The sequence below is a fragment of the Hamadaea sp. genome (assembly GCF_013362815.1).
Lineage (GTDB): Bacteria > Actinomycetota > Actinomycetes > Mycobacteriales > Micromonosporaceae > Hamadaea.
In genome coordinates, this window is sequence record NZ_JABFVK010000064.1 from 1 (window position 1) to 13,592 (window position 13,592).

Sequence of the window (13,592 nt, forward strand, 5' to 3'; positions counted from 1 at the left end):
GCGTACCTCATCGGTGATCTCCGCGTCGGACAACGTCCACAGGGGACCGGCAGCAAGCTCGGCGACATCCGCCTCTGCCTGCGCCAATGCCCCGTTCACAGATCAACATTAGAACGAAGGTACGACACCTTCCAGGGGGTCAAGCTCATGAGAAAGTGCCATCTCCATCAGGGACGAGATGCCGCGGTTCCTGTCTAGACCGCCAGGCCGAGACCGACGGCAATCTAGAACGATGAGGGCCGAAAGGACATTCAGCGCTGCGCTGATCAGCGGAGTGTGATCAACCCATCACATCCGTACCGTCCAAACGCATGACGCCCGGGACGCAGACCACCGTGCGGTGGTGGCGCGACTTGGCTCCACGGCAGGTCACGCTCCTGACAGAGAGCAGTCCAGAGGTCATCCGGATCAGCCTGGATCCCCTGCCGGAGGACGCGCCGGCGCTCGTTCAGTTCCGACCAGCGGCCGCCGATTCGTTCGGCGATCAGGTCGGGACGTTACTGGACGAACTCGATCGCGCGGCAATGTCGCTCTATCCCCGATGGCTGCCTGGTGCGGAGCGGTTCGACGGCTCCGGAACGCTGGGACTGGCAGCCGTACGCGCACTCGCTATGCGTACCGCCAGGACGTCGGCCGACTTCGGACCGTTCCTCATAGACTTGGCCGAACGAAGCCTACGGAGCTCCGACACCGCGCCGCCGTTCGCGGCCGAGGTGAGAGCGGCTGGGCTGGCCCGGGTGATCGCGGCGGCGTACGGGCGCGAGCACACAGCGGTGATGATCGAGGTTCCCGAGGGTCTCACTGAACCGGCCGAGCGATCTCTGCTCGGCGCGGCCGAATGGCTGGCCGGTCGAGGTCGGTACGCCGTGTGGTTGACCGGCGACCTGGCGCATACCCGCGACCGGGTGGCCGTCCGCCCAGTCTCCGCCCCGGAGCAGCTCGCCCGCCTCGACGTCACCGCGCCGGAGCCAGTGGAGGAACCGGCCGAACCGCCGCTCCTCGTCACGTATCCGCCGATCAGCGGTTCGCCCCACCCGGGCAGCCTCGCCGAGCAGACCCTGGAGCGAGCCTTGCGTCGTCACGCCTGGGCGCAGGGCCGGGAATGGAACCGCGTCTACGAGACGGGAGTTCTCGCCCGCCCGTACCGGCTCGACCTCTTCTGGCGGGAGGAGCAGCTGATCGTCGAGATCGACGGCGCCGAGCATCGAGAACGCGTCAAGTGGGCCGACGACCGCGATCGCGACAACCGGCTGCAGTCGGCCGGCCACAAGGTTTTGCGGTTCCCCAACGAGCGTGTTCTCACCGACGTGCAGTTCGTGGTCCAGCAGATTCAACAGATCCTGATCCAGCGCCGATCGAGCGCCCGCATACCGGAGATGAGGCATCATGCCGACTGAGGAGTCCCAGCCGAAGCTGACCCCCAACCAGATACTCGTGTTGATCGTCCTCATGGCCGAAGCACGGGAGCTCACCAACAAGGATTTGACCGAGCTGGCGGGATTCTCACTGACTGGGGAGAACAACAAGAAGCTGGAGAAGCTTGGCCTCGTCGAGACCGACCGGACCCACAAGCCGTTCTCGCACACGCTCACGGACAAGGGCTGGGCGGTCGTCCGTTCCCTGCACTCCACAACGCCGCCCAAGGAGGGCAGATCGGCCATCAGGTCGCTCTTCACGTTGCTGGGCAACGTAAACCGCTCGCTTGACCGGCTGCAGGTCAGCCACGCGGATTTCTTCAAGCGGACGACCGAGCGAGCCGCCGACGCGGATCCACAGGCATTGGTACGCCAGGCGTACGCCGACCTCGCCCGGGAGCCCGGGGCATGGGTTGGTCTCGCGGATCTCCGCGAGCGCCTGACGCTGGACCGCGCCCAGCAGGATGAAACGCTGAAGGCGATGGCGAAACTGGCCGACGTCCGGATCATTCCCGTGGCGGACACCAAGAACGTCACCGACCGCGACCGGGCGGGCGCGTTACGCATCGGGGCTGAGGAGAACCACGCCATCGCGATCGGGCGGTCATGATCGACCCGGTCGAGCGGGCGGCGCTGGCCGCGTTGTCCTTCGATCCTGCTCCGACGCCGGACGACGTGTGGCGGCCTTCGGCGTACGACGTGCCCGAACTGCATGAGAGGGTCGTCGACGAGATTCTGAGCGGAGTCGGCCGAGCCCGCCGGAACGAGAACACGACGCCCATGACGGTAGCCATGCAAGGCCGGGCGGGGGCGGGTAAGACACATCTGCTCGGGGCAGTCCGCGAGCGCATACAGCGCAACGACGGCTTCTTCTTCCTCGTCAATCTCATCAACGGCCAGACGTTCTGGGAAAGCACAGCGCTCTGTGTGGTCGAGGGGCTGGATCGCGACGCCATCGGCTGGGGCTCACAGCTCAAGACGTTCCATCGCCGGTTGACTCCGATGCTCGGACTTCCACCCGACGTACGCGACGCGGTCGCCGGCGACTTACCGCTGACGCGCGAGCGTCTGGACGCCTACCTTCGTGCTCTTCGCGACCACGACCCCGAGGTCGGACGACAGTGCCAGGACACTGCGCGGGCCCTCGTGCTCCACGGATCGCAAGATTACGATCATCAAGACGTCGGCTACTCCTTCCTGCAGTCTGAACCAGTCGAACCGGCCGCCAGGACTGCGTGGGGCTTCTCGACAAGCGTGCGTACGCCGCAGCTCATCGTCCGCGACATCTCTCGGTTGATCGCCCTGACGCTGTGCCCGACCGTCATCGCCGTCGACCAGGTCGACACGCTGTTCGCCCAGGCGAACGCGAGCTTTCTCCACCGTGAGGGGCACGACGAGCAGTCCGCGTCGGTCGTCGCACCCGTCGCCGACGGCCTGCTCAACCTTCGCGACTCGACGCGGCGAACCCTGATCGTGATCTCCTGCTTGCCGGACACGTGGGAGTTGCTTCGGGCGTACGCGCCGAAGCCGGTGATGGACCGCATCCAGCTGGCGATCCTGCCCGACCGGATCCCGACTGCCGACATCGGACGGGCGCTCGTCGCCAAACGCTTCGCGACGCCCTATGCCGACGAGGGGTTCACCCCGCCCCACGAGACCTGGCCGATCGCCGCCGAAGCTTTCGGCGACGCAGTCAACTACTCCCCCCGAGATCTCCTCAAGCTAGCCTTCGGCCATGTGCAGACGTGCCTGACCGGCAATGACATCAGGCAGCTGCATCGCTTCGACGGACTGACCTACGAGGGCTCGGACCTCACATCGAAGACAGTCGACACACCGGCACTCGACCAGCGGTTCGCCGAGCTCGTCGCGGCGGCAGACGTGTCGTCGGTTCTCGACCCGCAGACCGTCGACGAGCATATGCCGGCCCTGATCGCTGCCGGATTGGCCGCGTGGATCGACGAGCAGGCACCGACCGGAACGACGTACAAGCACGATCCGCTGCCGGGAGCCAAGCCGCCGCTCCACGGACGCCTGGTCGAGGTACTCGACGAGGCCACGGAGAACGAAGCCCACTGGGGCTTTCGAGTCGTGTCGCAGAGCCACGCGGTCGCGGTCATCAACCGGGTGAAAGCCGCGTGCACGAAGATCGGCCTCGACATCCGGATGCCGCAGCGCCGGCTCGTGCTCCTCCGGAACACGCCATGGCCGACCGGTCCGCGAACATCGGAGATCCTGGAGGCGTTCCGTGCGGCGGGTGGCGTCGAGCACGGATTCTCCGAAGACGATCTTCGGACGCTGTACGCGCTACGGCGCATGCGCGAGGAGGGTCATTCAGGCTTCACGGAATGGCTGGTCCAACGCAGGCCGGCCGGTTCGATCACCTTCTTCCGCGACGTGCTCCCCCGATCAGTAGCAGCGCCGACCGGGAGAGCAGCACAAGAAGCCGACGGCGACGTCGATCCAGCACGGCAGGCATTCGATGACGACCGGCCGGACGTGGCTGGCGCAGTGCCGCTCGGCCAGACCACCAGCGACGGGCAGCCGTTCGCCGTGGACCTCGAGTCGCTCCGCCGCCACTGCGTCATCTTCGCGGGTTCCGGGTCTGGCAAGACCGTCCTCATCCGCCGGTTGGTCGAGGAGTGCGCATTGCAAGGGGTCTCGTCGATAGTCCTCGACCCCAACAACGACCTCGCACGGCTGGGGGACGCCTGGCCGTCGAGGCCGGACGGCTGGGGACCGGCTGATCCAGAGCGTGCTCAGGCGTACCTGGCCGACACGGAAGTCGTCGTGTGGACGCCACGGGTGATGGGCGGCCGGCCGCTGGCCTTCCAGCCCTTGCCCGATTTCGCGTCGATCCGGGAATCGCCGGACGAGCTTGATCAAGCGATCCGGTCGGCCGTCGAAGCGCTCGCGCCGCGGGCTGGGGTCACCGCTGCCACCAGAGCAGCTAGACACGGCAAGGCGGTCTTGACCGAAGCGCTTCAGGCGTACGCCCGGGGCTCGCGCGTCGGCCTGCGAGGGTTCGTCGACTTCCTCGCTGAGCTGCCTGACGGCGTGAGCACCATGGCCAAGGCCGACAAACTGTCCGAGGAGGCGGCCGAGACGCTCAAGGCGGCCATGGTGACCGATCCACTGTTCGGCGGTGACGGCACTGCCGCAGATCCGGGAGCCTTGCTGACGCCGTCGCCGGGAAAGCGGGCGCGGATCTCGGTGATTAGTTTCGTCGGACTGCCATCGGAGGAAGAACGGCAGAGCTTCGTCAACCAGCTCCAGATGGCACTCTTCGCCTGGGTCAAGCGGAACCCGGCCGGCGATCGACCGTTGGGCGGTCTGTTCGTGATGGACGAAGCACAGACCCTGGCCCCGTCCGCGGGCAGTACGCCGTGCACGGCGAGCACGATCGCGCTCGCGTCGCAGGCCCGGAAGTACGGATTGGGGCTGGTCTTCGCGACGCAGGCACCCAAGGGACTGCACAATCAGATCTCAGGCAACGCGACTACTCAGTTCTTCGGGTTGCTCAACTCGCCGGCACAGATCGACGCGGCCAAGGAGCTTGCGGCGGTCAAGAGCGGCCGCGTACCGGACATCGGCATCCTCAAGAGCGGCCAGTTCTACGCCGCCGGCGAGGGCTTCTCCTTCATCCGGGTCGACACACCCATGTGCTTGAGCCACCATCCACGATCGCCGTTGACGGAAGAGGAGGTCATCCAGCGAGCGCGCTGAACAGCGCCGCAGCTCCCCCACCGGCAGGCAGGTCGCTGACCTGGCCGTCGCCGACCTCGACCACCCGCCATGCGCCGTCGGCCCGTTGGGCGAGGTCGGTGGTGACGAATCGGCAGCCGAGCGCGGCGACGAGCGGGGCGACTGCGCTGAGATCGGGCTGGGGCACGTCTTCGGGGGTGTCGGGATGCGCGCTGACCAGGACCGGCTCGGTGTGGACCCACCAGACGCGAGCTTCGGCGGCTTGGCCGGTGCTTCGGCCGTAGTCCTCGAAACGGCGTACGACGATGCCGCCTTGGAGGGTGTCGTCCTGCAGTTCGACCATCCGGGTGATGACGTGTACGCAGTGCTCCAGATCGGCTAGATCCGGGATGTAGCAAGCCTCTGCCCACTCGTGTTTACGCGACTTGACGTAGTCCTTGACGATCGCCGGACCGTCGCCGAGCGGGCGGACGAGTTCGGCGACTTCATCGCGGCTGGGCGGATCGAGGGGTACGCGCGGCAGCCAGACGCTTTGCGGCGTGACGGATTCGAAGGTGGCGTACCAGCCGGGCAGCTCGTGTGCCGTGCGGTAGTCGTCCGGTTCGACGACGAGTGGCGTGCCGTGGGCGGCGAGAGCGATGGCGAGCTCGGCGTACCGGTCGGCGGGGATCATCCAGCCTCGATACCAGACCGGCCCGGCATCCGCCGGCACCCGGCGTACGGCGGCGGCGGAGTTGCCGGCGAGGACGGCGTCATGATCCACGAAGGCCGTTGCGCCGCCGTACTCGCGCACGAGCGCTTCCTGGTCGGCGAAGTACGGGTCGACGCGGCGAGGACTCAGCGGATCGGCACAGAACAGGACGGTATGGGCGGACACCCCCACCACGGTAGTCTCCAGATCGCGACACGCGCGGGCCGGGCGGCGTCGAAGGTCATTTCCGGCGCAGGGACATGACGAGGACGACGACGCCGGCCGCGATGCCGCCGAGGACGACAAGGGTCGCCAGCAGTACAAACAGAACAAGCATCACGAGGGGCCTCCGGCGGTAATCCACTAAGGATAGATCAGCAGGCCTGCGGCGGCGTCCAGGGCAGCCACCACGTCGCCGTCCGGCGGGCACAGCAGCGCGGGCCCCGCGACCAGGCGTCGCGCGGATCGGCGTCGATGATCATGAGCCGCTCCCCGTCCCCCCTTCGCGTTGATCATGAACCTAGGGTTCCGTTCGACCGGCGTGTCGTATCCCCAGCACCCTGATCGACTCCCCGGGCGGGTGATCACCGCAACGCGGCGGCCCAGTCGGCGGCATGCTCGCGCGCGTACGCCGCATCGGCGTCGTAAAGGTCGGCGTGCCCTTCGGCAACGGTGCCGCGACGGTCATGATTGGCCGGGCCGCCGAGTGGCACGAACCGATAGACGGCGTACGCGACGTCCCAGACTCGGGGGCCGGGATGCGCTGTGTCGAAGTCGATCAGGGCCACCGGATGACCCGAGCGGAACACCGTGTTGTACGGGGCGGCGTCGCTGTGGCAGACGACCTCGGCCGGTTCCGGACCGGCCGGGCGGTGCAGCAGCGCTCCGCGACGGACCACGGCGTTGACTCCGCCACGCAGGATTTCTTGGTCGGAGCCTTCGAAGATCATTCCGCCGAAGATACAGTCGCGAAATGAGCGTGTCTTGGGGATTCGTCAGCGGACGGCGGCTGGAGCGGCACGGGTTGACCACGCCCGTGGCCGACGTCGCGACAGCCGCGCGGGCGATGTGCGGTACGCACGCCCAAGTGCTCTCGGCGGCCGAGCTCTCGATCGGCCTCCGGCTCGACGGCGGTACGCGGCAAGACGTGCAGGACGCGTTGTGGTCCGACCGGACGCTGGTCAAGACGTTCGGCCCGCGGGGCACGGTGCACCTCCTGCCGACGGAGGATTTGGCGCGCTGGTGCGGCGCTCTCGGTGCGATCCCCTCGGCCAGCCCCTTCGCTGCGGGCGTACGCGTGACGCCGGAACAGGCCGAGGAGCTGATCACGGCCATCGGGGCAATCCTCGCCGAAGGCGAGTTCACCGTGGACGAGCTGACTGCGGCACTCGGCGTACGGGTCGGGGCGTGGGCGGTCGAGCCGGTGATGCCCGCCTTCCAGACGCTCTGGCCCCGGTGGCGGCAGATCACCCACCTTGCGGCCCATCGCGGCGCATTGTGCTTCGGCCCGAACAAGGGCCGCAACGTCACTTACACCAATCCCGCTCGCTGGCTGCCGGGCTTCACGCCCGCCCCGGCCGCCGAGTCGACTGCCTGGTTACTGCACAGCTACTTGTACGCATATGGCCCGGCGGCACCCCAGCACTTCGCGCGCTGGCTCGCCGCACCGCCGCGCTGGGCTGCCGCCGTTTTCGCAGACGGCGACGTCGAGGAAGTCTCCCTCGAAGGCGTCGCCGCCTGGGTGAACCGCGGGGACATGGAGTTTCCGGCCGCTGCCACCGGCGTGCGCCTGTTACCCCACTTCGACGCGTACGCCGTCGGCGGCCAGCCTCGCGAGCTGCTGTTCCCGGGCGAGGCGGCGAAGCGGGCGCTGGCCGGGAGCCAGGCCGGCAACCACCCGGTACTCCTCGTCGACGGCGTCGTCGCCGGAGTCTGGCACCAGAAGAGGTCCGGGAAGAAGGTCGCCATCACGGTCGATCCCCTCACTGCGTTGACGACTGCACAGCGCAAGGAGCTTGAGGAGCAGGCGGATCGGGTCGGCGAGATTCTTGGGCTGAAGCCGTCGCTGACGATCGACAAGGTGACCGTCGGCCCCCATGCGTGACCGAACTCGATCACCCGCTCCGGGAGTCGATCAGGGTGCCAGGGACGCGACACGCCGGACGAGCGGGACCATAGGTTCATGATCAACGCGAAAGGGTCGATGGGATCATCGCAGCACGAAGCCGGGCAGATCGTCGGCGGGATCGACGAAGAAGGTGTGCTCGCCGGTCGGGTACGCCGTCCCGGTGATGCACGGCACAACGGCGGCGAAACCGTCCACAGTGGTCTCCGCCTCGATGACGGCGGTGAACCGCGAACCCACGATCGAGTCGTGCACGAAGGTCTGCCCGGCGCTCAGCTGCCCCGTCGCGGCGAGTGTGGCGACGCGCGCGGCAGTGCCGGAGCCGCACGGCGAACGGTCCAGCTCACCGTCGGCGAAGATCGTGACGTTGCGCTGATGCAGCGGGCCTAGCTCTTCGTAGAGGATCGTGCCGTAGACGCCGCTGAGCCGGTCGTCGCCGGGATGCCGGGCGATCGGGCTGTCGTTCAGCGCCCATTTGATCTCGCGGCCGATCGCGATCAGGTCCTGATAGGACTCAGGTGTGACTGACAAGCCCAACGCGTCCACATTGATCTGAGCGTAGATCGCCCCGCCGAAGCTGACGTCGACGCGATACTTCCCGACCTCGACGCCTCGCGCGATGAGGTAGCTGGGCACATTCACGAAGTCCACTCGCCCATCGGCGTGCACCCGGGCAGTGACCCGTCCAGAAGGGACGTCGATGACGACATCGGTCCGGTCGCCCGTGGACGGTACGAATCCACTTCGGACGGCCCACGCGCCGAGCGCGATGGTCCCGTGCCCACATGCCGTGGAGAAGCCGTCCTTGTGCCAGAACAGCACACCCAGATGCGCGCCGTCGTCGTCCGGCGGCACGAGAAAACCGCCGTACATGTCCGCGTGCCCGCGCGGCTCGAAACACAGCAGCCGCCGCAGCCCGTCCACGCGCGGGTCGATCATCGCCGTCACCCGCCGGGCCGCGACGCTCTCCCCCGCGATCGGCCCCGGGTCGGTCACGATCCGGAAGGGCTCACCGCCCGTGTGATAGTCGACGGTACGCACAACGCCGTGATCCATGCCGGTCAGCATATTCACCAGCACCGGCCGTCGGGGAGTTCTCCCAGGCCGGGACACTGACGCAGACGTCAGGAGAACGCCGTCAGGAAGCGGTCGCGGAACTGATCCATCGGCCAGACCGGGGCGTCGGCGGCGGGACGCAGTCCGTCGGTCCAGCCCCAGGAGGCCGTGCGGTCGAGGACGGTCCGGTCGCGGGCGACGATCGTGATGGGCACGTCGTGACCGGCGTCGGGCCCGGTGACGGCGGGCGCCGGCTGGTGGTCGCCGAGGAACACCAGCACCAGGTTGTCATCGCCATATGTCTCCACATAGGAGATCAGTGTCTCCAGCGAATACGTGATCGCAGTACGGTAGTCGGCGCGCAGGCGAGCCGGGTCACGCTGGATCACCAGGTCGGCCGAGTCGCCGGCGCCGGACTTTTCCTCGAACGTGGAACCGTCGCCGACCTTGTCCCAGTCGCGCAGGGTCGCCACCGGCTCCCACGGCGCGTGGCTGGAGATCAGCGGGATCACCGCCAGCACCGGCGGCCGTGCGGTCTTGGCCCGTTCCCGCTGCTGGAACTGCGACAGCGTGTACTGGTCGGGCATCATCGCGAAGGCGTACAGGGGACCTTTGTAGGCGAGGTCTTTCGCGGCGTACACCTGGTCGTAGCCGAAGAAGCCGGCCTCGGTGAAGTCGCCGACAGTTGCGGGCATGACGGCGACGGCCCGGCCACCGGTCTTGGTGAACGCCCAGGTCAACGTGAGCCGGTCGCTGTGGGTCAGCGTGGTGTAGCGCTGCTGGTTGTTCACCCAGAGTCCGGACAGCAGCGTCGAATCGGCCAGCCAGCTCCCGCCGCCGACGACCGGGGAGGTGAGGAATCCGCTGCGCGCGGCGTACCCGGCGTGGGCCAGGCGAGCGGTGCCGTCGGCAAGGACCTGGTCGATCTGCGGCGCGAGCTCGGGCCGGTCGAGCGCGGTACGCCCATAGCTCTCGATGATGGCGACCACGACGTCCTTGCCGCGCAGCCCGGTGAGCAGCCGATCACCAGGGACGTCGCGGAATCGGTCCGACTTCAGCGTGGCGACGAATTCGCGCTGGTCTTTGATGCCTTCGTCGACTTGGCGTACGCGGTCGTAGCCGTCACGAGCGGCGACCGGAACGGTCGTGACCAGCTGTGCGCCGGTGATCGCGAAGACCACCCACCCGACGGCGAGTACGCCGAGCACAACCGCGGCCGGGGTGCGGTGGGCGACCGACACCTTGGCCAGGTTGCGGAACGCCACCACCGCCAGCGCGAGGACCAGCAGACCGAGTCCCACCGCACCGATGATCGCGACGATCTCGATCGTGCGGCCGTTGGCCAGGCGGAGATACGTCGCGCCCGAGCCGAGGAAGGCCCAGTCGGCGACGGGGTCGAAGGGCCGGTTGAGCACGGTGGAGAAGCCGAGGCTCAGGATCTTGAGGACGACGAGTACGCCCAGCAGCCCGCCGACGACGGGAACCGCGATGCGGCGGGCCTTCGGTGGCAGCACCAGCATCAGCCCGAGCCCGACGAGCAGGTCGATCGGGATACGCAGAAACGCCGCCGGACTGAGACGGCGTACCTCATCGGGGGCGAGCAGCAGGCCGACCAGTACCAGAACGGCGACGACCGCCGCCCCGACCGTCAGCGGACGCCGGATGCGCACACCGTCATCATCGCAGGCCAGCCCCGGACGCGCGCGAGCTGCCCGACCAACCGGGGAGAGCGGTCAGCCGAAGATCGTGTGCCCGCCCAGCCGAGCCTTGGCCGCCAGGTACCCCGCGTTGGCAGCGGAAAGGTGCACGCCGGTCGGCACGTGCTCGGTGACGGCGATCCCGAGCCGGGCGAGCTGCGAAGCCTTGTCGGGATTGTTGCTGAGCAAGGCGATCCGGTTCACGCCGAGCGCGTGCAGCATCTGGGCGGCCACGGTGTAGTCCCGTTCGTCCTCGGCGTGGCCGAGCGCCAGGTTCGCCTGATAGGTGTCCAGTCCGGCGTCCTGCAACGTGTACGCCTCGAGTTTGGCGTACAGGCCGATGCCCCGGCCCTCCTGCCGCAGGTAGAGCAGGTATCCCCCGGCGGCGCTGATCCGCTCGGCCGATTCGCGCAGCTGCGGGCCGCAGTCGCAGCGCTGGCTGCCGAACACGTCGCCGGTCAGGCATTCGCTGTGCGGGCGCACCAGCGGAGCCTCGCCCGGGACGAGCGCGCCGAGCCGCAGCGCGACGTGTTCCCGGGCGTCGACCAGCCCGGCGAACGAGAAGACCCGGGCCATGGTGGTGTAGCCGTCGGCGAAGCGCAACGGCACCGTGACTTCGGTTCTCACCTCCGCAGGCGGGATCTCTTGCAGCGTCACGGCAACCCCCCGGACACGTCGCAGCGCGGCGAGAGGGCGTACCGCATCAGCACGACGTCGCCGATCTGGCGTACCTCGGCGAGGGCGGCCCGGCGTCCGGGGTGGAAGGGGAAACTGCCGTCGCCGACGAACCGCCGCCCCCGCGAGTCGCCCACGAAGAACGGGGCCACCACCAGGTGCAACTCGTCGGCCAGATCGGCGGTGAGGAACTGGGTGTGCACGGTGCCGCCGCCCTCGACCATCAGCCGGCGTACGCCGCGCGCGTAGAGGTCTTCGGTCAGCGCCCGCAGATCGACCGGCTGCCCGCCGTCGACGATCGTGGCGCAGCCGCCCAACCGGGACTTCGCCTCGCTGACGGCGTCGCTCTGGCAGTACACGAGTTTCTCCGCGTCGCCCGCAGTGAAGAACGCCGCGTCCGGGTCCAGCAGAGCCGACCCGGTGACCGTCACCTTCATCGGGCTCGACGGCAGGCCCAGGCGTACGCGCTCCTGCTGCCGGTCGCCCGAACGGATCAGCAGCCGTGGATTGTCATGCCTTATCGTCGTCGCGCCGACGAAGATCGCGTCGTGGGCCGCGCGTACGGCGTCGACCCGGTCGAAGTCGGCCTCGTTGGACAGCAGCAACCGGTCCTCGGTCGGCCCGCTGAGGTAACCGTCGATCGACATGCTGCAACTGAGCAGGATGTACGGGCGGTCAGCCATGAGCGACCACCACCGCCTCCGAAGTAGACGGTCGGAGTACCCGGGCCAGCAGCACCACTGCGCCCGGCAGGCACGCCGCCAACCCCAGTACGCCATACGTCACCGCGGTCGCGACGCCCTGAGCGGCGGTGAGCCCGGCCGCGCCGAAGGCCCAGGCGGCGACGCCTTCCCGAGGTCCCCAACCGGCCAGGTTGAGCGGCAGCATCATGGCGAGCAACGCGCACACGGTCAGCGGGAGCAGGCGGTCCAGCGACGCGGTCGCGCCCGCCGTCCGGGCGGCGACGACGAACGTGGTCAGGTGCCCGGCGAGGATCACCGCCGACAGCCCCGCCATCGCCAGCCACGGCAGGTCAGTCCGCATGTCAACTGCCCTCCGGCGCTGACGCCACAGCAGGACGGCGGCCAGCACGGCGAGCGGGAGGACGGCGTACCGGGCGTAGGTGCGTACTGGGGACGGAAAGAACGCCAGCAGCAAGACGCCGAGCACGGCGATCACCGCTTGACCGGCGATCCGCTCCACCGCCACCGATCGCACTCCGAGCCGGACGTCGCCGATCGACCGTCCATGCCGGACAGCCCGATGGACGTCGCCCGCGATGCCCCCGGGCAGCGTCGTGTTGAGGAACTGCGCCCGGTAGTACGCGGCTATCGCGCGCGGAAGCGGGAGGCGTACGCCGAGTCGCGCCGCCACCAGGTGCCAGCGCCACGCCGAGCACACCGTCGTCACCGCGCCGACCGCGATCGCCACGCCCAGCGCGGTCGCATCGATTCGGCGTACGCCGGCCAGAAAGGGCCCGGCGCCGACCCGCCAGCCGAGCACGGCGAGCAGCGCGAGGCCGCCGATCGCGCGAGCCCACCCCCAGAAGCGGCGGCTCGATCTGGACGCGGTCATCCACCCACCCTAACTACCGCCGCCCGTGCTAGGACTAAACATGGCCGGACCGCCGGTACGCCCGGCGCGCCGGGATTTTCCGCCCGGCCGTCCGGATTCCGCCGATGAGTTTTCCCGAGCCGGCCCGTCTTACCGAACACAAGCGCTACGGAACGAAGGGTGATCGTCATGAACTTCCAGGCCGTCCTCGAGCTCCACGGCAAGACCGCCACCGGCATCGTGGTGCCCGATGAAGTGGTTGACGGGCTCGGCGCGGGCAAGCGCCCGGCGGTGCGCGCCACCATCCGGGGCTACACCTACGAGACCACGATCGCGCCGATGGGCGGCCGGTACCTGATCCCGGTCAGCGCGGACGTACGCGCCGCGGCCGGAGTCGCCGCCGGAGACACGCTCGACGTGGAGGTGGTCGTCGACACCGCCCCGCGGCAGGTCGACGTCCCCGCCGATCTGGCGTCGGCATTGGACGCCGTGCCGGCCGCCCGCAAGACCTTCGACGGGCTGTCGGTGAGCCTGAAGAAGTATCACGTCACCCAGGTGACGGGCGCGAAGACCGACGAGACCCGGCAGCGCCGGATCGAGAAGGCGGTGGCGACGCTCGCCGAGGGCCGCGCTCGCTGATGCGCCCTACCAGTGGGACGAACAGGCCCACTGAC

The 13,592-nt window shown here is 68.6% G+C and carries 12 protein-coding genes; 5 read left to right on the plus strand and 7 right to left on the minus strand.

The genetic code is table 11. The features are described 5' to 3' along the window. The first annotated feature begins 311 nt into the window (after positions 1–311). The 3 genes from HOV77_RS26445 to HOV77_RS26455 are packed head-to-tail and all read left to right on the plus strand — an operon-like array spanning position 312 to position 5,141. A complete protein-coding gene (locus HOV77_RS26445) occupies positions 312–1,397 on the plus strand; it encodes a DUF559 domain-containing protein (RefSeq protein WP_290866240.1) in 1,086 nt (361 codons plus the stop codon). Beyond that, entirely contained in the window at positions 1,387–2,025 is a 639-nt protein-coding gene (locus tag HOV77_RS26450) for a hypothetical protein (RefSeq protein WP_290866242.1), read from the plus strand. Before HOV77_RS26445 ends, HOV77_RS26450 begins: the two co-directional genes overlap by 11 nt. After that, the gene (locus HOV77_RS26455; protein ID WP_290866244.1) at positions 2,022–5,141 is read left to right on the plus strand and encodes a DUF87 domain-containing protein; all 3,120 of its coding nucleotides are present in this window, start codon (positions 2,022–2,024) and stop codon (positions 5,139–5,141) included. Before HOV77_RS26450 ends, HOV77_RS26455 begins: the two co-directional genes overlap by 4 nt. On the opposite strand, the gene HOV77_RS26460 is transcribed toward HOV77_RS26455, so the two are convergent. Then, on the minus strand, positions 5,122–5,997 hold the full coding sequence (locus HOV77_RS26460; protein ID WP_290866246.1) for an ATP-grasp domain-containing protein: 876 nt from the start codon (positions 5,995–5,997) through the stop codon (positions 5,122–5,124). The genes HOV77_RS26455 and HOV77_RS26460 overlap by 20 nt on opposite strands. 398 nt (positions 5,998–6,395) lie before the next feature. Next, positions 6,396–6,761, minus strand: coding sequence for a phosphotransferase (locus tag HOV77_RS26465; protein WP_290866248.1), 366 nt, complete (start codon positions 6,759–6,761; stop codon positions 6,396–6,398). A gap of 23 nt (positions 6,762–6,784) precedes the next feature. Here HOV77_RS26465 and HOV77_RS26470 point away from each other — a divergent pair, with 23 nt between their 5' ends. Beyond that, entirely contained in the window at positions 6,785–7,915 is a 1,131-nt protein-coding gene (locus HOV77_RS26470; RefSeq protein ID WP_290866250.1) for a winged helix DNA-binding domain-containing protein, read from the plus strand. Between the two features lie 105 nt (positions 7,916–8,020). On the opposite strand, the gene HOV77_RS26475 is transcribed toward HOV77_RS26470, so the two are convergent. The 5 genes from HOV77_RS26475 to HOV77_RS26495 form a co-directional block, all read right to left on the minus strand. Next, the gene (locus HOV77_RS26475; protein ID WP_290866252.1) at positions 8,021–8,992 is read right to left on the minus strand and encodes a proline racemase family protein; all 972 of its coding nucleotides are present in this window, start codon (positions 8,990–8,992) and stop codon (positions 8,021–8,023) included. Positions 8,993–9,060: 68 nt separating this feature from the next. Then, the gene (locus HOV77_RS26480; protein WP_290866254.1) at positions 9,061–10,662 is read right to left on the minus strand and encodes a sulfatase; all 1,602 of its coding nucleotides are present in this window, start codon (positions 10,660–10,662) and stop codon (positions 9,061–9,063) included. A gap of 63 nt (positions 10,663–10,725) precedes the next feature. Beyond that, complete coding sequence (ribA, locus tag HOV77_RS26485) at positions 10,726–11,331, minus strand: GTP cyclohydrolase II (protein WP_290866349.1); 606 nt, start codon at positions 11,329–11,331, stop codon at positions 10,726–10,728. A gap of 11 nt (positions 11,332–11,342) precedes the next feature. Beyond that, the gene (locus HOV77_RS26490) at positions 11,343–12,047 is read right to left on the minus strand and encodes a dihydrofolate reductase family protein (RefSeq protein WP_290866256.1); all 705 of its coding nucleotides are present in this window, start codon (positions 12,045–12,047) and stop codon (positions 11,343–11,345) included. Further along, the gene (locus tag HOV77_RS26495) at positions 12,040–12,939 is read right to left on the minus strand and encodes a lysylphosphatidylglycerol synthase transmembrane domain-containing protein (protein ID WP_290866257.1); all 900 of its coding nucleotides are present in this window, start codon (positions 12,937–12,939) and stop codon (positions 12,040–12,042) included. The genes HOV77_RS26490 and HOV77_RS26495 overlap by 8 nt, the downstream gene beginning before the upstream one ends. A gap of 168 nt (positions 12,940–13,107) precedes the next feature. Here HOV77_RS26495 and HOV77_RS26500 point away from each other — a divergent pair, with 168 nt between their 5' ends. After that, complete coding sequence (locus HOV77_RS26500; RefSeq protein ID WP_290866258.1) at positions 13,108–13,557, plus strand: YdeI/OmpD-associated family protein; 450 nt, start codon at positions 13,108–13,110, stop codon at positions 13,555–13,557. The last annotated feature ends 35 nt before the right edge of the window (positions 13,558–13,592 follow it).

Coding starts and splice junctions, on each gene's coding strand:
- HOV77_RS26445 (WP_290866240.1), top strand. CDS start 312: ATGACGCCCGGGACGCAGACCACCGTGCGGTGGTGGCGCGACTTGGCT.
- HOV77_RS26450 (WP_290866242.1), top strand. CDS start 1,387: ATGCCGACTGAGGAGTCCCAGCCGAAGCTGACCCCCAACCAGATACTC.
- HOV77_RS26455 (WP_290866244.1), top strand. CDS start 2,022: ATGATCGACCCGGTCGAGCGGGCGGCGCTGGCCGCGTTGTCCTTCGAT.
- HOV77_RS26465 (WP_290866248.1), bottom strand. CDS start 6,761: ATGATCTTCGAAGGCTCCGACCAAGAAATCCTGCGTGGCGGAGTCAAC.
- HOV77_RS26470 (WP_290866250.1), top strand. CDS start 6,785: ATGAGCGTGTCTTGGGGATTCGTCAGCGGACGGCGGCTGGAGCGGCAC.
- HOV77_RS26475 (WP_290866252.1), bottom strand. CDS start 8,992: ATGGATCACGGCGTTGTGCGTACCGTCGACTATCACACGGGCGGTGAG.
- HOV77_RS26490 (WP_290866256.1), bottom strand. CDS start 12,047: ATGGCTGACCGCCCGTACATCCTGCTCAGTTGCAGCATGTCGATCGAC.
- HOV77_RS26495 (WP_290866257.1), bottom strand. CDS start 12,939: ATGACCGCGTCCAGATCGAGCCGCCGCTTCTGGGGGTGGGCTCGCGCG.
- HOV77_RS26500 (WP_290866258.1), top strand. CDS start 13,108: ATGAACTTCCAGGCCGTCCTCGAGCTCCACGGCAAGACCGCCACCGGC.